This is a genomic window from Bradyrhizobium sp. CCBAU 25360 (assembly GCF_028128695.1).
Classification (GTDB): domain Bacteria; phylum Pseudomonadota; class Alphaproteobacteria; order Rhizobiales; family Xanthobacteraceae; genus Bradyrhizobium; species Bradyrhizobium ottawaense.
In genome coordinates this window covers 192487-211575 of the sequence record NZ_LBJA01000037.1, presented here as the reverse complement: position 1 = coordinate 211575, position 19089 = coordinate 192487, and the positions used below count along the sequence as shown (strand labels likewise).

Here is a 19089-nt window from a genome sequence, read left to right as displayed (position 1 = left end):
GCGGCTGCCACCGCTCCCCGGGTTGAATTTTTCGAACCCGCTTTGGGGGCCGGAGACTCAGCTTCAGGCCGGAATGTCCTGAATCTGTTCTTCAGACCTTCAAAACGCAAAACGACGCGCGGGGCGCTGGTGCGCGCCCGCCCGTCACAACGATCGTTTCACGGACTGCAAAAGCCCGAAATAGCTTGCTCTCCCAACGGCTTACAGGGAATCCGCTATCCCTGCCCACCGCGCTTTCGTGCTGCCGAACCGATATGGGGCGACAATAGTGGAGATTCGAGGGGCGAACCCTCAAATCCCCACACTTTTTCGTGTTCGGCCTGCGTCGGGACGTTCCGTCGCACGCCTTTTGCATCAGGCTCGCCCCTTTTTGAGGGGCAAGCAGGATCTCGGACCAAGCTTACGCTCGCCCGAGACCTCGCCAGTAAGCGGTGCTTACTTGAGCTCGACCTTCGCGCCAGCCTTCTCGAGCTGGACCTTGATCTTGTCGGCTTCGTCCTTGTTCACGCCTTCCTTGACAGGCTTCGGCGCGCCCTCGACGAGGTCCTTTGCTTCCTTCAGGCCCAGGCCGGTGATGGCGCGGACTTCCTTGATGACCTCGATCTTCTTGTCGCCGGCGCTGGCGAGAACGACCGTGAACTCGGTCTTCTCTTCCGCCGGAGCGGCGGCAGCGCCACCACCAGCCGGGCCGGCCACGGCGACAGCCGCGGCAGCCGAAACGCCCCACTTTTCTTCGAGGAGCTTCGCCAGTTCAGCGGCTTCGAGCACGGTGAGGCTCGAGAGGTCGTCAACGATCTTCTGCAAGTCAGCCATTGTTCAGTTTCCTTACGTGTAAGTCTGGTTCGGGTTTGAGTTTTGCGAAGGGCGTCAGGCCGCTTCGCCCTTTGAGGCATGAGCCTGGATGACGCGCGCGAGCTTGCCCGCGGGCGCATTGGCGAGCTGAGCGATCTTGGTCGCCGGGGCCACAAGCAGGCCGACGATCTTGGCGCGCAGTTCATCAAGCGACGGCAGCGAGGCAAGCGCCTTCACGCCGTCGACATTCAGGACGGTCTTCCCCATCGAGCCGCCGACGATGACGAACTTTTCGTTCGCCTTGGCGAATTCGATGGCGACCTTTGGCGCCGCTACCGGATCGTTCGAAGTGGCGATCACGGTCGGTCCCTTCAGCATGGGGCCGATGGCAACGACGTCAGTGCCTTCAAGAGCAATTTTGGCGAGACGGTTCTTCGAGACCTTCACCGAAGCGCCAGCCTGCTTCATCTGCATGCGCAGCTTCTGCATCTGGGCGACGGTCAGGCCGGAATATTGAGCAACGACCGCGACGCTCGTGGTCTTGAAGACCCCGTTGAGCTGTTCGACCGCTTCCTTTTTTGCCGCTCGTTCCACAGCAAGCTCTTTCCGGTTGGCGGTCATCGCGAAAAGCGGGACCGCCGGGTTGCACCCATCGCCCCACCCAAAACCTGAACCTCCGGGTCAAAACCCATCGGACACGCGCCGGGCGAGACGACGATTCAAAGCCTGCCCTCCGGGAGCTCGTGAGAGCCCACGGCGTGTCGAGGTCCGAACCAGACCCGTTTCGCAACCACCCTTAAGGTGGAAGGCGAAGTGAAATCCGGTCTTCACCCGTCTATGCAGGCCATGCGATTAAGCCCTTGAGAAATCGAAATTCCCCGCAGGCGCCTGCAGTCTTGGACAGGACAAGGTCAGCCGGCGAACCGCCCGACCTCTGCCCGCACTCCACCAGCCGACGGGTCTTTCTTCCTTTTCGGGCAAATCCTCACGGACGTCCTGAAAAGGAATTTCTCCTGTCTTCGGTTTTCGGAATGCGTGCACGAACGCGCCAGCCGAGGCCGGCACGTCCGGAAGCGGTTCTTTAACCGCTCCGTGCCTGCTTGCCAAGAGCAAAATTCACACCAGTTCCAATCCGTTGCCCTGGGCGCTTGATCCGGGCCGATAAGGACCGATTCAGGCCGATTTGACCGCATGAGGCAGCGGCCTGCCCTCGAAGGACGCGGTCAGATTGGCCAAGACGCAGCCTTGCATGGCGACGTGCGATTCGAGGGTGTGGCCGCCGATATGGGGGGCGAACACCACGTTCGGCAGCGCGGTCAGGGCGTCGGGGGCGTGCGGTTCCTTCTCGAAGACGTCGAGGCCGGCGCCGGCGATGGTCTTGTCGGTCAGCGCCGCCACGAGCGCCTTCTCGTCGATCACGGAGCCGCGGGAGATGTTGACGACGTAGCCGTCCGCGCCGAGGCGCCCCAGGATATCGGCATTGACGACGTGCTGGGTCTCGGCCCCTGCCCGGACCGCGATCATCAGCACGCTGCACCAGTCAGCCAGTGCCTCCAGGGTCGGGAAATATTGATAGGGCAGATCGTATTTGCTGCGGCTGAAATAGCCGATCTCGCTCTCGAAGGCGGCGCAGCGCGCCGCGATCTTGCGGCCGATTTCGCCCATGCCGTAGACGCCGATGCGGCGGCCGGGCATGCCGGCCTGCGGCCGCATCATCGGCGATTGCTTCGACGCCGCCCAGTCACCGCTGCGGACATATTGGTCGGCCACCAGGATCCGCCGGGTCGTCGCCAGCATCAGGGTCATCGCGATGTCGGCGACCGAGGCCGCGTTGGCGCCCGGGCTGTGGCCGACCGCGATGTTGCGGCTGGCTGCCGCCTTCAGATCGACGCCGTCATAGCCGGTGCCGTAGCAGACGATCGCGCCGAGCTTCGGAAACAGGTCCATCGCCTCCGCGCCGAGCGGCGAGCCGCCTGCGGTCAGCAGTGCGCGGATGCCACTGAGCTCCTCCGCCGAAAACACCTCGCTAGCGGGCTTGCCACCGGTGTCGAGCAATTCGAACCGCTCGGCGAAACGCGCCATCATCGTCTTGGGAAAGCGCGAATAGATCAGGACCTTGTCAGCCATTGCTCTTGTTTCCGGTGAGCCCTGCCACAAACGACGAGGGGCGGAATCGGTTGCCCAATTCCGCCCCTCGCCTCATGCAATTTTCAGACTTAGCCGAGAATGGTGCCCGGCTCGACCTTCACGCCGGGGCCCATGGTCGAGGACACCGCAACGCGCTGGATGTAGGTGCCCTTGGAACCGGCCGGCTTCGCCTTCGAGACAGCATCGGCCAGAGCCTTGATGTTCTCGACCAGCTTCTCCTCGGAGAACGAGGCCTTGCCGACGCCGGCCTGCAGGATGCCGGCCTTCTCGACGCGGAACTCGACCGAGCCGCCCTTGGCACCCTTCACCGCACCAGTGACGTCCATGGTCACGGTGCCGATCTTCGGGTTCGGCATCAGGCCGCGCGGGCCGAGCACCTTACCGAGACGGCCGACCAGCGGCATCATGTCGGGGGTGGCGATGCAGCGGTCGAAATCGATCGAGCCGTTCTGCACCTTCTCGACCAGGTCCTCGGCACCGACGACGTCGGCACCAGCAGCCTTGGCCTCATCGGCCTTGGCACCGCGGGCGAACACGCCGACGCGGAGCGTACGGCCAGTGCCGTTCGGCAGGGTCACGACGCCGCGGACCATCTGGTCGGCGTGACGCGGATCGACGCCGAGATTGATCGCGACCTCGATGGTCTCGTCGAACTTCGCTTTCGCGCGTTCCTTGACCATCTTGATGGCGTCCGCGAGCGGGTAAAGCTTTTCGCGGTCAACACCTTCGCGGGCTTTGTTCAAACGCTTTCCGATTGCCATGACCGCTTACCCCGCCACTTCCAGGCCCATCGAACGGGCAGAGCCCTCGACCATCTTCATGGCCGATTCGATGGAATCGCAATTGAGATCCTTCATCTTCTTCTCGGCGATCTCGCGCACCTGCGCCTTGGTCACCTTGCCGGCCTTGTCACGGCCCGGCGCCTTCGAGCCGGACTGGATCTTGGCGGCCTGCTTGAGGAAGAAGGACATCGGGGGCGTCTTCATCTCGAACGTGAACGAACGATCGGCGTAGATCGTGATCACGACGGGAATCGGGGTGTTCTTCTCTTCCTTCTGGGTCTGCGCGTTGAACGCCTTGCAGAACTCCATGATGTTGAGACCGCGCTGACCGAGCGCGGGACCGATCGGGGGCGAAGGATTCGCCGCACCGGCCGGGACCTGAAGCTTCAGGTATCCGGTCACTTTCTTTGCCATGTATCACTCCTGTTGTGCCGGCAGGCTGCCAGCGGTTTCAGGTTCGTGGTCTGGGTCGGATGCGGCTGGCAACCGCCCTCTCCCTCCCACGGCCTCTTGCTAACGCGAGACCGAAGTCTCACGCCTCGTCCGGTCAGACCTTCTCGACCTGACCGAATTCCAATTCGACCGGCGTGGCACGGCCGAAGATCGACACCGCGACCTTCACGCGCGAGCGCGCCTCGTCGATTTCCTCGACGACACCCGAGAACGAGGCGAACGGGCCATCGGCCACGCGCACGTTCTCGCCGATCTCGAACGACACCGACGCCTTCGGCCGTTCCACGCCTTCCTGCACCTGGTGCAGGATGCGCATGGCCTCGGATTCCGAGATCGGCATCGGCTTGTTTTCAGCGCCGAGGAAGCCCGTGACCTTCGGCGTGTTCTTGATGAGGTGAAATGCTTCGTCGGTCAGCTTCATCTTCACCAGCACATAGCCGGGGAAGAACTTGCGCTCGGCGTCGATCTTGCGGCCGCGGCGCACTTCCGTGACCTTCTCGGTCGGAACCAGCACCAGCTCGAACAGTTCCTCGAGCCCGCGCTGCTTGGCCTGCTCGCGGATCGATTCGGCGACCTTCTTCTCGAAGTTCGAGTAGGCGTGGACGATGTACCAGCGCTTGTCGGACAGTTGAGCGGTTGCGGTTGCCATCAGTGAATGCCCAGAAGGTAAGTGATGAGGACACGGATGATCTGGTCGGCGGCGAAGAAGAAGATCGAGGCCACGGCGACCATGACGAACACCATGATGGTGGTGATCGTGGTCTCGCGGCGGGTCGGCCAAGTGACCTTGGCGGTCTCCGAGCGCACTTCCTGCAAGAACTTGAACGGGCTGACTGCCATCGTTTTGATGTCCAACGTCCGTCGACAGACGCGAATGAATTTCAGGGATCCGAACAGCCGCCGTTGGCCCAGCCCTCTGTCTCGAAGGATGAGCCGGAAACCGGGCTCGATTGTTCGGGGATTTCAAAGCCGCGCCGGAGATCCGCGTCTAACGGGCCGGCTGCGAGTGCGGGGTATCTACTGCGGATAGGACCAAAGGTCAAGATATAGAGGGCCCGACTGGACCAGCCGACCTTCCCGGGCGCTCGAGCAGAGCCCAGCCGGATCAAAGGCTTATCCACCCACCCTTCAGGGCGCAATCGCAGCGCCCGACCGGTTCCTTCCGGACGCTCCCCCGGAGCGCCCGCCTCGGCGCCGTTGCGCGGTCAGTCGGCCCGCTCGACCATGGAAATGCCCGGCAGCGGCACCACGAACTTTCCGCCTTCGGCGAAATAGCGGGCGTGCTTGGCCCGGATCGGGTCGACATAACGCCAGGCGAAGACGACGACGAACGCCGGCTTGCGCTCGTAAAGGGCGGCAGGCGGCAGGATCGGGATGTCGTAACCCGGGCCGGCCATCACGTTCCCCTTCTTGGGATCGTCGTCGACCAGGAAGTCGATCTTGTTCTCCAGGCCGAACTGCGGCAGCAGCGTCGTGGTGCCGACCGAGACGCCGTAGCCGGCAACGAGCTGCCCGCGCGCATGGGCGGCATCAGCCATCGCGACCAGCTCGTCGCGGATCGCGGCGATCCGCTTCACATAGGGCGCATAATAGGCCGGCTGATCGACGCCGAGCCGTTCTTCCTCGGCGACGAAGCGCGCGACCTCAGCCGACGGCTTCTTGGCGCCACCGGCACGCTGCACGGTCACGCGGATCGAGCCACCCTTGGTCCAGATGTGCTGGACGTCGATCAGCTCCATGCCGAGCCGGGCAAAGAAGCGGATCAGCGGCTTGATGTTAAAATACGACAGATGCTCGTGATAGACGGTGTCGAGCAGGTTCTTCTCGGTGACGTCGACGCCGTATTGCGTTTCGAAGACGAACAATCCGTCCGGCGCGAGCACGTCGCGAACCCCGATCACCAGCGGATCGAGATTGTCGACATTGGCGATCATGTTGTTGGCGATCACGACGCTCGCCGCACCGTGGCTCTGCAGGATGCGGTGACCAATGGCATCGGTGAAGAAGTCGCCGATGGTCTCGATCCCCGCTTCCGTCGCGCGCTTCGCGATGTCCACAGCGGGATCGACACCCAACACCCGCATGCCGCGCTCTTTGAAGAAGCCGAGCAGCGATCCATCGTTGCTGCCGAGTTCGACGACCAGCGAGCCGGGCGCGACACCGAAGCGGCTGACGACGTCGTTGGCGTAGCCGGCGAAGTGCTCGCGCAGACCGAGCGAGAGCGAAGTGGTGTAGACGTAGTTGCGGTACTGGATCTCGGGATTACCAACATGGAGAATCTGGAGATGACCGCAATCCCTGCACAGATGCAGCGCCATCGGCACCGCAGCGCGGAACACGGGATCGTCGACGCTGGCGTCCGGGACCTGGAAGTTCGGCGTGCCGATCGGCATGCCTGCCATCGGGACGACAAGCTCCTGCTTGTCCGAATGACAGAGGCGGCAGGTGTGGCGGACGTAGAACAGATTTTTCATCGTGGAACCGAAAAATGAGATACGCGATCGGGTGAGGCAATCCCACCCCGTGAAGACCAGACCGCCAGCAACGGACTCAAGCGGGTCATGGGTGGCTCGAGACTTCCTTGCCCAGCCCGTCGTAGCTGGGGGCTTCCTCCGCCGCCTTGGCGGCCTTGTCCGCTGAATACGATCCGCGCTCCGGACTTGCCAGCCAGATCGCTCCGCCGACGAGCCCGATGATCACGCTGATGGCGCCCAGCAGCAGCGAAACCGACAGCGCCTCCTCGGAAGGGACACCCGCCAGACCGAGGCAGGCGACCATCGCCCCCTCGCGAACACCCCACCCGCTGATCGAGATCGGGACCGCCGTCAACAGCACCACGGGCGGAATCAGGATGCCGGCGTCCACCACCGAAAGCTGTGCTCCGACACCGCGCGCCAGGGCGAAGCAAGCCGCCGCGGTCACGAGATGGATGAGCAGCGCCGACCCGAACAGCAAAGCACGGCGCTCGGACTGCAGCAGGAGAAACCTGACCAGCGCTCCGAACCGGACGAAGCTTGCGATCGCCGGATGGGCGGTGAGGCGCTTGGGCAGACGGTCGAGCGTCAACAGAACCACGGTGCCAGCGACGCCGGCCAGCGTCAGCCCGCCGATGGCCAGGATCGCGGCCTGATCGGACACGCGCGACAACAGGAACGGCAATCCGGCCACCATCAGCGCGATCAGCCCGATCAATGCCGTGAAACGGTCGGCTGCAACGCCCTTGACCGCCTCCGGCCACTGCACGCCGCGCTGGCGCAGCAGCCACATCCGCACCGCATCACCGCCGACCGAGGACGGCAACACCTGATTGAACCAGAGGCTGATCATGAGGATCCGCCAGCCCGCGAGCCAGTCCAGCGACACGCCGAGCGCGCGCATGATCAGCTCCCACCGGCCGTTGAGCACGAAGGTCTGGAAGAAGATCAGCGCCAGCGCCAGGACGAACAGCAAAGGATCGACCGAGACGAGATGGCTGCGCAACCGCTGCAGATCGAGACCGCGCGCGATGTAGACCAGGACGGCAATCGACAGCAGCAGCTTTACCGAAAACAGGGCCGCCTGTTTGAACCGCGACTGCATCGGATGCCCGCCTCAGGATGCCGGATATTCCGCGCGACCGATCACGAGATCGATCGCGGCCATCATCCAGAACTGGTGCGTGGTCTCGACAATGTTGTAGCTGCGGCTATCGACGAAGAAATTGACGTCGCCGAGATTGCGCAGCGGATTGTCCGCATTCATGCCCGACAGCGTGATCACATCGAGCTTCATCGTCCGCGCCTGCGCAACCGCGTTGAGAATGTTCTTCGAGCGCCCCGAGGAGCTGATCGCGACGAGGCAGTCGCCGGCACGCGCGCTCAGCCGCACGGCGTGCGCGATCCAGTCCTCGAATCCGTAATCGTTGGCAAGGCACGACATCATGCTCGCGTCGCTGAAGCAGAGCGCAGGCACCGATGCGTTCTTCGCCAGATCGATCGCCAGATGCGAAGCGATGCCGGCCGAGCCGCCATTGCCGATGAAGATGACGCGGCCGCCCTGCTCGCGCGCGCGCAACCATGTGGCGCGGGTGGCGGAGATTGCGGCGAAAGCGCCGTCGTCGATCGCCGTCGCGCGGTGGAGGCGCCCCACGTAATCGTCAAGGAAAGCCTTGTGATCGGGATCGACGGACACGGCGGGCATGGGCTGGCGGCTCGATTGCAACATGACCGGGTGATACCGGCTATTACCAAGGATTGCAAAGGTATAATACTTGCAAAGTCGGCGAGCGGCTGGTAGTCGGCTTTCGGGTTTCACTCAACATTGGCGGGCCTGTTTCGCTGGGCATTCGCGTCACGGATGTTCCTCATGAAATGCATCGTTACTGGCGGCGCCGGCTTCATTGGAAGTCACCTCGTCGATCGTCTCCTCGACGACGGCCACGAGGTCATCGCGCTCGATAATTTCGTGATCGGTCGCCCCGAAAATCTGGCCGCACGCGCCGGTTCGAGCCAGTTGAAAGTCGTCCGGGCCGACGTCACCGATCTCGAGTCGATCAAGCCGTATTTCCACGGTATCGACTGGGTCTTCCATCTGGCGGCGCTGGCCGACATCGTTCCCTCGATCGAGTCCCCGATCCCGTATCATCGCGCCAATGTCGACGGCACGGTCAACGTCCTCGAAGCGGCGCGGCACGCGGGCGCCAAGCGCTTCGTCTACGCCGCCTCGTCGTCCTGTTACGGCATTCCCGACGTCTATCCGACGCCGGAGAGCGCCGAGATCCGGCCGATGTATCCCTACGCGCTTACCAAGAATCTCGGCGAGCAGTGCGTCATGCACTGGTGCCAGGTCTACAAACTGCCTGCGGTCGCGCTGCGCCTGTTCAACGTGTACGGGCCGCGCCATCGCACCACCGGCACCTACGGCGCCGTGTTCGGGGTGTTCATGGCGCAGAAGCTTGCCGGAAAGCCCTTCACGGTGGTCGGCGACGGCGAGCAGACGCGCGATTTCACCTTCGTCAGCGACGTCGCGGACGCCTTCGTCACCGCCGCGCGCTCCGATGTCTCGCACGAGATATTCAACGTCGGCTCGGACAACACCTACAGCGTCAACCGGCTGGTCGAGCTTCTCGGCGGCGACAAGGTCCATATTCCCAAGCGTCCGGGCGAGCCCGATTGCACCTACGCCGACATCACCAAAATCAAACGGGTCCTGAACTGGACGCCGAAGGTGAAATTCGAGGACGGCGTCGCGACGATGCTGAAGTCGATGGATCAGTACAAGGACGCGCCCTTGTGGACGGTCGACAAGATCGCCGACGCCACCAAGGACTGGTTCAAATATCTCGGTGACGACGACGGCTCACCGCAGAAGGCAAGCTCTTGAACAGGCTCGCCGGATATCGTTGCTGCGAGTCGATCATTTCAGGCCGGCCATCTGAGACCTGCCGGCGCTTTGGGTAATCCACATGGGTAATGCTGCGACAGACAAGCCGACCGGCCATCCGGCACCGCACGACAAGATCAGGACGATCGAGGAACTGGGCGAGATTGCTCGCGCCGCGCAGGCCAAGGGCCTGACCGTCGCGCTCTGCCACGGCGTGTTCGATCTGGTGCATCTCGGCCACGTCCGGCACATCCTGGCGGCGCGCAACGAGGCCGACGTGGTCATCGTGACCATCACCGCCGACCGTTTCGTCAACAAGGGCCCGGGACGGCCGATCTTTCCGGAAAACATGCGCGCCGAGATGCTGGCCGCGCTCGGCACGGTCGACTGGGTCGGCATCAACCGGACCTCCAGCGCCGAGCCGGTCCTCGATACCGTGCGCCCCGACACCTACGTGAAGGGCTCGGACTACGAGAATCCCGAGGATGACGTCACCGGCAAGATCGCCACCGAGCGCGAGGCCGTCGAACGTCATGGCGGACGGATCGTCTTCACGCGCGACGTCACCTTCAGCTCGTCGTCGCTGCTGAACCGCTATTTCGACATCTACGATCCCCCCCTGCGCGACTACCTCCAGAAGGTACGCGAAGGTGGCGGCGCCGAACGCCTGCTGAAGCTGATCGACAAGATCCAGGACATGCACGTCGTGCTGGTCGGCGATACCATCATCGACGAATACCAGTACGTCACGGCGCTCGGGAAGGCTTCGAAGGAGAACATTGTCGCCACTCTGCTCAAGAATGGCGAGCAATTTGCCGGCGGCGTCATTGCCGCGGCCAATCACGTGGCGAGCTTCTGCAAGTCGGTGGAGATCGTCACGACGCTGGGCGGCAACGACTACCCCGAGGAGTTCATTCGCGCGCATGTCCGCCCGAATGTCACGCTGACGCCGATCCGCATTCAGGGCCGACCGACGACCCGCAAATTGCGGTACGTCGAGATGGGCTATCTGCACAAGCTCTTCGAAGTCTACACCATGGACGACACGCCGCTCGACGAGGCCGAGCGCAAGGAGATCGACCGAATCACCGCCGAGCGCGTTCGTGGCGGAGACGTGGTGATCGTCACCGATTTCGGTCACGGCATGATCGCGTCCAGCACCATCGACACGCTCATCGCGAACTCCAAGTTCCTGGCGGTCAACGCCCAGAGCAACAGCGGAAACCACGGCTACAATCTGATCACGAAATATCCGCGGGCCGACTACGTCTGCATCGACGCGCCGGAAGCGCGGCTGGCCGCGACCGACAAGTTCAGCGACATCGCGTCGGTGATCGAGAATCGCCTGCACGGCAAGATCGATTGCGACAACATGATCATCACGCACGGCTCCTTCGGCTGCTACCCCTTCTCGTCGAAGACCGGCGTCGCGCGCGTGCCCGCTTTCACCAAGACCGTCGTCGACACGGTCGGCGCCGGCGATGCCTTCCTGACGATCACGGCGCCGCTGGTGGCGGCCGGCGGCAATATCGAGGACGTCGCCTTCATCGGCAACGCGGCAGGCGCGATCAAGGTCGGCATCGTCGGTCACCGCAACTCGGTCGAAAAGGCGCCGCTGGTCAAATTCGTCACCGCGTTGTTGAAGTAACGCGAACCGGAAATCTGGAGAACGACAGTGATTGATCAGAAATGGAACGTGATGGTCACCGGCGGCGCCGGCTATGTCGGCAGCGTGCTGGTTCCCCAGTTGCTGGCAGCGGGCCACAAGGTCACGGTGCTCGACCTGTTCATGTATGGCGAATCCGTCTTCGACGCGGTTCGCAACAATCCGAACCTTCGCCTGATCAAGGGCGACATCCGCGATGAGGCCGCGATCAACGAGGCCCTGCGCGGCAACAATGCGGTGATCCACCTCGCCTGCATCTCCAACGATCCCTCGTTCGAGCTCGATCCGGGGCTCGGCAAGTCCATCAACTACGACTGCTTCCGTCCGATGGTGCGCGCCGCGAAGAAGGCCGGCATCAAGCGCTTCATCTACGCCTCCTCCTCGAGCGTCTACGGCATCAAGGACGAGGCCGAGGTGACCGAGGAACTGTCCTGCGAGCCGCTCACGGACTACTCCAAGTTCAAGGCGATGTGCGAGACCGACCTCGCCGAAGAGGCCGCGGCCGGCTTCGTCACCTGCACGGTTCGTCCCGCCACCGTCTGCGGCTATGCACCGCGGCAGCGGCTCGACGTCGTGGTCAACATCCTGACCAACCTCGCGGTCAACACCGGCCGCATCCGCGTGTTCGGCGGAACGCAGAAGCGGCCCAATCTGCACATCGAGGACATGTCGGCGGCCTATCTGTTCCTGCTGCAGCAGGATGACGCGAAGATCGACGGCAAGACCTACAATATCGGCTACGAGAACCACTCGCTGATGAAGATCGCCGACATCGTCAAATCGGTGGTCGGAAACAACGTCGAGGTCGCCGTCGAGCCGACCGACGATCTGCGCTCCTACCACGTCTCCTCGGAGAAGATCCGCCGCGAACTCGGATTTGCACCGACGCACACGATCGAGCAGGCCGTGTCCGGCCTCGTGGACGCCTTCAGGTCCGGCCGCCTGCCGAACTCGCTCAACGATCCCCGGTATTTCAACATCAAGATGATGCAGAACATCAGCCTGAAGTGAGCGGCGTGCGGATCGGCATCGATTTCGACAACACGATCATCTGCTACGACAAGGTCTTTGCCGCCGCGGCGCGTCAGCGCGACCTGGTGCCGGAGGGCTGGGAGGGGCTGAAGAACGATGTGCGGGATCTCTTGCGATCCCGCACGGGTGGCGAACTCGCCTGGCAAGGCCTGCAAGGCTTCGTCTACGGCAAGGGCATTGGCGGCGCCGAAATTTATCCGGGCGTGCGCGAATTCCTCGCGGCGTGCAGACAGGCCGGCGCCAGGGTGTACATCGTCAGCCACAAGACCCGATTCGGTCATCAGGACCCCGACCATACCGACCTGCGCGAGGCCGCACGCGGCTGGCTGCGTGGCGCCGGCCTCATCGACGCTGCGGAGGCGGCAGTGGCCAGTGGCGATGTTTATTTCGAGGACACGATGGCGGCCAAGGTCGACAGGCTCGCGAGCCTGGAGCTGGACATCTTCATCGACGATCTCGTCGAGGTCTTCGAGCAGCCGCATTTCCCGAAGGACACGCGATCGATCCTGTTCACGCGTTCGCAGTCCCCGCACCCCGAACATTGCACGCCGATCGCGACATGGGCCGGCATCCGCGACGAGGTGTTTGCGGCATGAGCGAGCCCGACATCAGCGCAGCGGATGCGATGTCGATCGGCAGCCGCCTTGCCGGAGCAACGGTCGCGGCCGCCCACCCGGCGCGGTCCGGCGGCAACAACAGGGTGTTTCGGCTGGAGATGGCGGAGGGTCCACCCCTCGCCCTCAAGCATTATCCGTCCGACGGGCGCGACCGGCTGGGACAGGAATATGACGCGCTGACGTTTCTGTCGCGCCATGGGATTACATCGACGCCGCGGCCGATTGCAAAGGACGCGGATGCGTTCTGCGCGCTGTATCAATGGTTCGACGGTGACGCGGCGGTGCTGCGTCCCCGGGACGACGATGCCGACCAGCTGGCCGATTTCCTGATCGAATTGCAGAAGCTGCGCGACGCCGAAGGTGCGCAGACCTTGCGCAATGCGTCAGCCAGCATCTTTTCACCCGAGGAAGCCATCGCCCAGTACGAGCAGCGCCTCGACGGGTTGACGCGCGAGTCGCAGGATCACCCCGAGCTGCGTACGTTCATCGACGGCAGCCTGGTTCCCAGCACGGCCGTCGCCATCCAAAGGCTCCGCCAACGTTATGCGGAACTGGGGCGGGATCCCGCAGCGGACCTTCTGCCCGCGCATCGCGCATTGAGCCCGTCCGATTTCGGACTGCACAACGCGCTGCGCGGCGAAGACGGCCGCCTGCGCTTCATCGACTTCGAATATTTCGGCTGGGACGATCCGGTCAAACTGCTGTCCGATACCGCGATCCACCCCGGCAGCGATCTGCCCGCAACAAGCGCGAATCGCCTCATCGAACGCCTCACGCAAGCCTTTGCGGCTAGGGATGACGCGTTTGCGATCCGCCGTGACGTACTGTATCCTGTGTTCGGGGCGATCTGGTGCCTGATTGTCCTGAATGCCTATTTGCCCGAAAGCCGCTCCCGGCGCGCCTTGGCTGCGCAAGGTGGCGATCTGACGGTCCGCCTTGCCGGTCAGCTCGACAAAGCACGCCGGCTTCATCAAACGATTTGCCAACGTGATCCAGATCTCACCCCACGCTGAAGCCGCCCTCACCTGCACGCTGGACGAGCGCAGTCTCTATTTGCGCCGCCTGGTCCTTGGTTCTGTTCGCTCCGCAGGACGCGGCCATGTCGGTCCGGCCCTGTCGCTGATCGAAATGGTCCGCGTGCTCTACGACGACATCCTGCGGATCGATCCGAACAACCCGCGCGATCCGGAACGCGACCGCGCGATCCTCAGCAAGGGGCACGGGTGCCTGGCGCTCTACGCGCTGCTCGCCGATCGCGGCTTCTTCCCGCTGTCGGAGCTCGACGGCTTTTGCGGCTCCGACAGTATCTTGGGCGGACATCCCGAATACGGCATGGTGCCGGGTGTCGAGGCGTCGACCGGCGCGCTCGGACACGGCCTGTCGATCGGCGTCGGCCTTGCGCTCGCCGCCCGCATGCGCGAGCGCAATTACCGGACCTTCGTGCTGCTCGGCGACGGCGAGATCAACGAAGGATCGGTGTGGGAGGCCGCCATGGGCGCGGCCAAGCACGGGCTCGACAACCTCGTCGCGATGATCGACTACAACAAGCTTCAGAGCTACGGCCCCACCGACTACGTGCTGCCGCTGGAGCCGCTTGCGGACAAATGGCGCAGCTTCGGCTTTGCCGTGCAGGAGCTCAACGGCCACGACGTCGGCGCCCTGCGCACCGTCCTGAAGCAGGTCCCGGCCGTACCGGGCAAGCCCACCGCGGTGATCTGCCATACCGTCAAGGGCAAGGGTCTGCCGCCCGCAGAATCCAACGCCGATTGGCATCACAAGAACAAGCTGTCCGACAGTGAGCTCGACGCCATCCGCGTCGCCGTCGGCGATTTTTGATCGGCTCCCCATGCGCAACACCGCGATGAACATGGTCCACAAGCTCGCCGCGCGCGACGAGCGTGTGCTTTACATCGGCTCCGATCCCGGCGCCGGCACGCTGCGTGCGATGAGCAAGGAGTTTCCCAAGCGCCATCTGATCGAGGGCATTTCGGAAGCGCACATCATCGGCATGTCGGCCGGCCTCGCGATGGAAGGCTTCGTGCCTTACGTCAATACCATCGCGACCTTCCTCACCCGCCGCTGCTACGAGCAGGTGGCCGTCGATCTCTGTTTGCACAATCTGCCGGTGCGGCTGATCGCCAATGGCGGCGGGCTCGTCTACGCGCCGCTCGGCCCCACCCACCAGGCGATCGAGGACATCGCCATCATGAGGGCGCTGCCGAACATGACGGTGGTCTGCCCATGCGACGCCGACGAGGCCGCGCGCATGATGGACAAGACGCTCGACTGGACCGGACCAATCTACATCCGGCTCGGCAAGGGCGGTGATGCCATCGTCTCGAAGGCCGAGCACGGCTTCGAGATCGGCAAGGCCATCCTGATGCGCCCGCCGGGCGACGTCCTCATGGTGACCACCGGCATCATGCTCCAGCGCGCCATCGCCGCAGCCGACCTGCTGGCCGCGCAAGGCATTCGCGCCGGCATCCTGCATATGCATACGGTGAAGCCGCTCGACACCGAAGCGCTACTGCAAGCGATCCGCGGCATCAAGCTCGTGGCAACGCTGGAGGAGCACGTGCCCTCCGGCGGCCTCGGCAGTGCGGTTGCGGAGACGCTGATCGACAAGCTCGGCTCCGGCCTGCCCGCGATGCTGCGGCTGTCGCTGCCGGACCGCTTCATGCACAATTACGGCTCGCAGGACTCGCTGCTGAAGAAGCACGGCCTCGCGCCCAACGCCATTGCGACCTCGATCGAGCACGCGCTCGCGGCGTCGCGCACCTCCGCTCCTCAACTCCATTCCACCTGACGGGTCACATGTACGACGTTCGATATTCCTATCTGCTCGAGCAATTCTCCGACCCCGCCCCGATCCTGGCCGAGATCGGCCGGCTGGTCGCGACCGGTGACTTCACCCTTGGCAAGCCCGTCGCCGAATTCGAGAAGCGCTTTGCCGAACTGATCGGCGTGCGTCACGCCATCGGCGTCGGATCCGGCACCGACGCACTCAAGCTGCCGCTCAAGGCGCTCGGCATCGGCCATGGCGACGAGGTCATCACCGCCGCCAACACCTTCATCGCCACCGTCGGCGCGATCGCGGAAACCGGCGCCACCCCGGTGCTGGTCGACTGCGACGATTCCTTCTGCATGAACGTCGACCAGGTCGAAGCCGCCATCACCAAGAAGACCAAGGCGATCATGCCGGTTCAGTTGACCGGCGAGGTCACCGACATGGGCAAGCTGATGGCGATCGCGCAGCGCCATAACCTTCCCGTCGTCGAGGACGCCTGCCAGGGCATCCTCTCGGAGTTTGCGGGAAAGCGCTCCGGCACCCACGGCATCGCCGCCGGCTTCTCCCTGCATCCGCTCAAGAACCTCAACGTCTGGGGCGATGCCGGCGTCGTCGTCACCAATGACGACGGCATGAACGAGAAGCTCCGCCTGATCCGCAACCACGGCATGAAGAACCGCGACGAGATCGCGATCCTCGGCTGCAATTCGCGGCTCGATTCCCTGCAGGCCGTCGTCGGCAACTGGCTGATCGGCCAGACCAGCGAGATCACGCGGCGCCGAATCGAGAACGCGGCCTATTACGACGCGGGCCTTGCCGGCCTGCCCGGCCTGCGCGTTCCGCCGCGCCGGCCCAACGTGAAGCACGTCTACCATCTCTACATGGTGTTCGCCGAACGCCGCGACGAGCTCTACCAATACTGCCTGGACAACGGCATCGAGGCCAAGATCCACTATCCGATCCCGCTGTATCAGCAGGAAGGCCTCAAGCATCTCGGCTACGCGCCCGGCACCTTCCCGGTCACCGATCGCCACGCCAAGGAAGTCATCAGCTTCCCCGTCGACCAGCATCTGACGCGCGCACAGCAGGACCGCGTCATCGAGACCGTCAGGAAGTTCTGCCATGGACGCTGACACCGGCCGCCGGCGCATCGGTTACGTCAATCTTCCCGCCCAGTTCGAGGAAGAGCGCACCGAGATCATGCAGGCGGTGGAAGGCGTATTCCAGCGCGGCGATTTCATCGGCGGGGCGGCGGTCGGAAAGCTCGAGGAGGAATTGTCCGCCTATCTCGGCTCGCCCCATGTCGTGACGCTGAATTCCGGCACCGACGCGCTGATCCTTTCCTTGCGGGCGCTCGACATCGGTCCCGGCGACGAGGTGATCACCCCGCCGAATTCGTTCGTGGCCTCGACCGCCGCGATCATCGCGGTCGGCGCCACGCCTGTCTTTGCGGACGTGCTGCCGGACCAGAACATCGATCCGGCCGCGGTCGAGGCGGCCGTCACGCCGCGCACCAAGGCGATCATGCCGGTACACCTGACCGGGCGCATGGCCGACATGACCCCGCTGATGGCGATCGCGGACAAGCACGCGCTCGCCGTGATCGAGGACAGCGCCCAGGCGGTCGGCTCGACCTATGACGGGCGGATGAGCGGCACCATCGGCACGTTCGGTTGCTTCTCCGCCCACCCCTTGAAGAATCTCAACGCCGCGGGCGATGCCGGCTTCCTCGTCACTGCCGACGCCGAGCTCGCCGCAAGAATCCGCCGGCTGCGCAATCACGGCCTCATCAACCGCAGTGACGTCCAGGAGTGGGGCATCGTATCACGGCTCGACACGCTGCAGGCCGAGGTGCTGCGCATTCGCCTGCGTCACCTGCCCTCCGTGATCGAGCGTCGGCGGCGCAACGCCGCGCAATACCGCGCCGAGCTCGCAGGGCTTCCTCTGTTCATTCCGCCCTGCCGCAACATCGAGTTCAACACCTTCCACACCTTCGTGGTGCAGACCGACCGCCGCAACGACTTCCAGAAATATCTGGCCGACAAGGGCATCGAGACCGCGATCCATTATCCGGTCCCGATCCATTTGCAGCCGGCGGCGGCGCATCTGGGTCAAGGCCGCGGCGCGTTCCCGGTGACCGAGCGGCAGGCAGACCAGATCCTCACGCTTCCCATCAACCAGTTCCTGTCGGCCGCCGATATCAGCTATATCTGCGCGACCGCCCGGGAGTATTTTGCATGACGGATACGGACTTCCTTCAGGCCGATGAGCAGGCGCTGGCGCAGCGCTTCATCGACAACGGCTTCGTCACCACGCCGGCCGACGATCGCGCAGGCCTCGACCGCATCCAGCGGCGCGCCGCTGAACTCGCGGCGGACTATCTCAAGCTGCCGCACAGCAACGATCCCTATGCGATGCTGGACAGCATCCACACCCGGGTGAGCGTGGACGATCTCAACGGCCTGCGGCTGCACGTCTTCAACGGCCTCAACGCCGAGCCGTGGTTCCGGCCGACTTATTTCCGCCTGGCGCGTTCGACGATCGAGACCATCGTCGGCAACGAGCTCTGCATGCAGCGCCGCGTCAATCTCAGCATCCAGATGCCCGGCGACGATTCTTCGCTGCTCGCCACCCATTCCGATGTCTGGTCGGGCGACTCGCCGTTCGAGGTCGTGGTGTGGGTGCCGCTGGTGGACGTCCACCACACCAAGGCGATGTATCTGCTGCCGCCGTCGCTGAACGGCGATATGCAGGACCGGATGGCAAGCCTGCGCAGCGCCGAGGAGCTGTACAAGACGATCAAGCCGCACGCGACCTTCATCGAGATCCCCTACGGTCACGTGATGCTGTTCAACCAGACCCTGATGCACGGCAATCGCGTCAACGAGGAGCCCGGCACGCGCTGGAGCATGAACTGCCGCTTCAAGAGCATCATGTCCCCCTACGCGGATAAGCGCTTCGGCGAGTTCTTCGAACCGATCCTGCTGCGCCCGGCGACGCGGGTCGGCATGCAATACAAGCTCCCAGGGGGCTTCCATGGCTGAGCGAGCCGGCCATCGCGGCTATATCGGCGCGCGGCCGCTGAACGGCAGCCGCACCCCGCAGCACGTCCAGAACATCGTGATCCGCGACTACGCGCGGCGCAAGAACCTGCAATTTCTGCTCAGCGCCGTCGAGCACATCATGCCCGGCAGCTACATGGTGCTCGAGGACATCCTGGACGAGTTGCCCCGCCTGGATGGCCTGATCCTCTACAGCATCTTCATGCTGCCGCCCGACGAGGCACGGCGACGGGAGATCTACGACCGCGTGCTGCGCGAGGGCTGCGACCTCCACGCCGCCGTCGAGGAGATCACGCTGTCGTCGCAGAAGGACATCCAGGCCGTCGAGGACATCCTGCTGGTCAATAAATACGCCACCATCCTGTGACGATGCCGCGGACCGGTTGGG

At 63.9% G+C, this 19089-nt stretch carries 21 protein-coding genes; 11 read left to right on the top strand and 10 right to left on the bottom strand.

The window, feature by feature from the left end:
* Positions 1-435 precede the first annotated feature (435 nt).
* From rplL to XH81_RS15215, 10 genes are all read right to left on the bottom strand, one after another.
* Positions 436-813, bottom strand: a complete 378-nt coding sequence (gene rplL / locus XH81_RS15260; protein ID WP_018322255.1) for a 50S ribosomal protein L7/L12 — start codon at positions 811-813, stop codon at positions 436-438.
* Positions 814-867: 54 nt separating this feature from the next.
* Positions 868-1386, bottom strand: a complete 519-nt coding sequence (gene rplJ / locus XH81_RS15255) for a 50S ribosomal protein L10 (protein WP_028141013.1) — start codon at positions 1384-1386, stop codon at positions 868-870.
* A 579-nt stretch (positions 1387-1965) separates the two neighbouring features.
* Positions 1966-2919, bottom strand: a complete 954-nt coding sequence (locus XH81_RS15250) for a 2-hydroxyacid dehydrogenase (protein WP_028141014.1) — start codon at positions 2917-2919, stop codon at positions 1966-1968.
* A gap of 89 nt (positions 2920-3008) precedes the next feature.
* The gene (gene rplA, locus XH81_RS15245; RefSeq protein ID WP_014494487.1) at positions 3009-3701 is read right to left on the bottom strand and encodes a 50S ribosomal protein L1; all 693 of its coding nucleotides are present in this window, start codon (positions 3699-3701) and stop codon (positions 3009-3011) included.
* A gap of 6 nt (positions 3702-3707) precedes the next feature.
* A complete protein-coding gene (gene rplK / locus XH81_RS15240) occupies positions 3708-4136 on the bottom strand; it encodes a 50S ribosomal protein L11 (protein ID WP_006611824.1) in 429 nt (142 codons plus the stop codon).
* 133 nt (positions 4137-4269) lie between these two features.
* A complete protein-coding gene (gene nusG, locus XH81_RS15235) occupies positions 4270-4824 on the bottom strand; it encodes a transcription termination/antitermination protein NusG (RefSeq protein ID WP_008136441.1) in 555 nt (184 codons plus the stop codon).
* Positions 4824-5015 (bottom strand): preprotein translocase subunit SecE, encoded by a 192-nt coding sequence (gene secE / locus XH81_RS15230; protein WP_026202711.1) that lies wholly within the window; start codon positions 5013-5015, stop codon positions 4824-4826. The genes nusG and secE overlap by 1 nt, the downstream gene beginning before the upstream one ends.
* Before the next feature lie 365 nt (positions 5016-5380).
* Entirely contained in the window at positions 5381-6649 is a 1269-nt protein-coding gene (locus XH81_RS15225; protein ID WP_028141015.1) for a class I SAM-dependent methyltransferase, read from the bottom strand.
* 85 nt (positions 6650-6734) lie between these two features.
* Positions 6735-7754 (bottom strand): lysylphosphatidylglycerol synthase transmembrane domain-containing protein, encoded by a 1020-nt coding sequence (locus XH81_RS15220; protein ID WP_028141016.1) that lies wholly within the window; start codon positions 7752-7754, stop codon positions 6735-6737.
* Positions 7755-7766: 12 nt separating this feature from the next.
* Positions 7767-8354, bottom strand: a complete 588-nt coding sequence (locus XH81_RS15215) for an SIS domain-containing protein (protein ID WP_240536482.1) — start codon at positions 8352-8354, stop codon at positions 7767-7769.
* A gap of 165 nt (positions 8355-8519) precedes the next feature.
* On the opposite strand from XH81_RS15215, the gene XH81_RS15210 reads away from it, so the two are divergent.
* From XH81_RS15210 to XH81_RS15160, 11 genes are all read left to right on the top strand, one after another.
* Positions 8520-9536: an SDR family oxidoreductase gene (locus tag XH81_RS15210; RefSeq protein WP_028141018.1), complete on the top strand. Its 1017-nt coding sequence runs from the start codon at positions 8520-8522 to the stop codon at positions 9534-9536.
* An 82-nt stretch (positions 9537-9618) separates the two neighbouring features.
* Entirely contained in the window at positions 9619-11184 is a 1566-nt protein-coding gene (locus tag XH81_RS15205) for a PfkB family carbohydrate kinase (protein WP_028141019.1), read from the top strand.
* A gap of 27 nt (positions 11185-11211) precedes the next feature.
* Positions 11212-12213, top strand: a complete 1002-nt coding sequence (locus tag XH81_RS15200) for an NAD-dependent epimerase/dehydratase family protein (RefSeq protein ID WP_028141020.1) — start codon at positions 11212-11214, stop codon at positions 12211-12213.
* A gap of 5 nt (positions 12214-12218) precedes the next feature.
* The gene (locus XH81_RS15195) at positions 12219-12830 is read left to right on the top strand and encodes a hypothetical protein (protein ID WP_240536481.1); all 612 of its coding nucleotides are present in this window, start codon (positions 12219-12221) and stop codon (positions 12828-12830) included.
* A complete protein-coding gene (locus XH81_RS15190) occupies positions 12827-13864 on the top strand; it encodes an aminoglycoside phosphotransferase family protein (RefSeq protein ID WP_049801998.1) in 1038 nt (345 codons plus the stop codon). Before XH81_RS15195 ends, XH81_RS15190 begins: the two co-directional genes overlap by 4 nt.
* Positions 13839-14687, top strand: coding sequence for a transketolase (locus XH81_RS15185; protein ID WP_080670094.1), 849 nt, complete (start codon positions 13839-13841; stop codon positions 14685-14687). Before XH81_RS15190 ends, XH81_RS15185 begins: the two co-directional genes overlap by 26 nt.
* 10 nt (positions 14688-14697) lie before the next feature.
* Positions 14698-15657, top strand: coding sequence for a transketolase family protein (locus tag XH81_RS15180; protein WP_028141024.1), 960 nt, complete (start codon positions 14698-14700; stop codon positions 15655-15657).
* Between the two features lie 8 nt (positions 15658-15665).
* The gene (locus tag XH81_RS15175; RefSeq protein ID WP_028141025.1) at positions 15666-16772 is read left to right on the top strand and encodes a DegT/DnrJ/EryC1/StrS family aminotransferase; all 1107 of its coding nucleotides are present in this window, start codon (positions 15666-15668) and stop codon (positions 16770-16772) included.
* Positions 16762-17880 (top strand): DegT/DnrJ/EryC1/StrS family aminotransferase, encoded by a 1119-nt coding sequence (locus tag XH81_RS15170; protein ID WP_028141026.1) that lies wholly within the window; start codon positions 16762-16764, stop codon positions 17878-17880. The genes XH81_RS15175 and XH81_RS15170 overlap by 11 nt, the downstream gene beginning before the upstream one ends.
* Positions 17877-18683, top strand: a complete 807-nt coding sequence (locus XH81_RS15165; RefSeq protein ID WP_018322239.1) for a sporadic carbohydrate cluster 2OG-Fe(II) oxygenase — start codon at positions 17877-17879, stop codon at positions 18681-18683. Before XH81_RS15170 ends, XH81_RS15165 begins: the two co-directional genes overlap by 4 nt.
* On the top strand, positions 18676-19068 hold the full coding sequence (locus XH81_RS15160; protein WP_028141028.1) for an LIC12192 family sporadic carbohydrate cluster protein: 393 nt from the start codon (positions 18676-18678) through the stop codon (positions 19066-19068). The genes XH81_RS15165 and XH81_RS15160 overlap by 8 nt, the downstream gene beginning before the upstream one ends.
* The last annotated feature ends 21 nt before the right edge of the window (positions 19069-19089 follow it).

Coding starts and splice junctions, on each gene's coding strand:
- XH81_RS15180 (WP_028141024.1), top strand. CDS start 14,698: ATGCGCAACACCGCGATGAACATGGTCCACAAGCTCGCCGCGCGCGAC.
- XH81_RS15190 (WP_049801998.1), top strand. CDS start 12,827: ATGAGCGAGCCCGACATCAGCGCAGCGGATGCGATGTCGATCGGCAGC.
- XH81_RS15165 (WP_018322239.1), top strand. CDS start 17,877: ATGACGGATACGGACTTCCTTCAGGCCGATGAGCAGGCGCTGGCGCAG.
- XH81_RS15170 (WP_028141026.1), top strand. CDS start 16,762: ATGGACGCTGACACCGGCCGCCGGCGCATCGGTTACGTCAATCTTCCC.
- secE (WP_026202711.1), bottom strand. CDS start 5,015: ATGGCAGTCAGCCCGTTCAAGTTCTTGCAGGAAGTGCGCTCGGAGACC.
- rplK (WP_006611824.1), bottom strand. CDS start 4,136: ATGGCAAAGAAAGTGACCGGATACCTGAAGCTTCAGGTCCCGGCCGGT.
- rplA (WP_014494487.1), bottom strand. CDS start 3,701: ATGGCAATCGGAAAGCGTTTGAACAAAGCCCGCGAAGGTGTTGACCGC.
- XH81_RS15215 (WP_240536482.1), bottom strand. CDS start 8,354: ATGCCCGCCGTGTCCGTCGATCCCGATCACAAGGCTTTCCTTGACGAT.
- XH81_RS15175 (WP_028141025.1), top strand. CDS start 15,666: ATGTACGACGTTCGATATTCCTATCTGCTCGAGCAATTCTCCGACCCC.
- XH81_RS15225 (WP_028141015.1), bottom strand. CDS start 6,649: ATGAAAAATCTGTTCTACGTCCGCCACACCTGCCGCCTCTGTCATTCG.
- nusG (WP_008136441.1), bottom strand. CDS start 4,824: ATGGCAACCGCAACCGCTCAACTGTCCGACAAGCGCTGGTACATCGTC.
- XH81_RS15210 (WP_028141018.1), top strand. CDS start 8,520: ATGAAATGCATCGTTACTGGCGGCGCCGGCTTCATTGGAAGTCACCTC.
- XH81_RS15205 (WP_028141019.1), top strand. CDS start 9,619: ATGGGTAATGCTGCGACAGACAAGCCGACCGGCCATCCGGCACCGCAC.
- XH81_RS15220 (WP_028141016.1), bottom strand. CDS start 7,754: ATGCAGTCGCGGTTCAAACAGGCGGCCCTGTTTTCGGTAAAGCTGCTG.
- rplL (WP_018322255.1), bottom strand. CDS start 813: ATGGCTGACTTGCAGAAGATCGTTGACGACCTCTCGAGCCTCACCGTG.
- XH81_RS15160 (WP_028141028.1), top strand. CDS start 18,676: ATGGCTGAGCGAGCCGGCCATCGCGGCTATATCGGCGCGCGGCCGCTG.
- XH81_RS15250 (WP_028141014.1), bottom strand. CDS start 2,919: ATGGCTGACAAGGTCCTGATCTATTCGCGCTTTCCCAAGACGATGATG.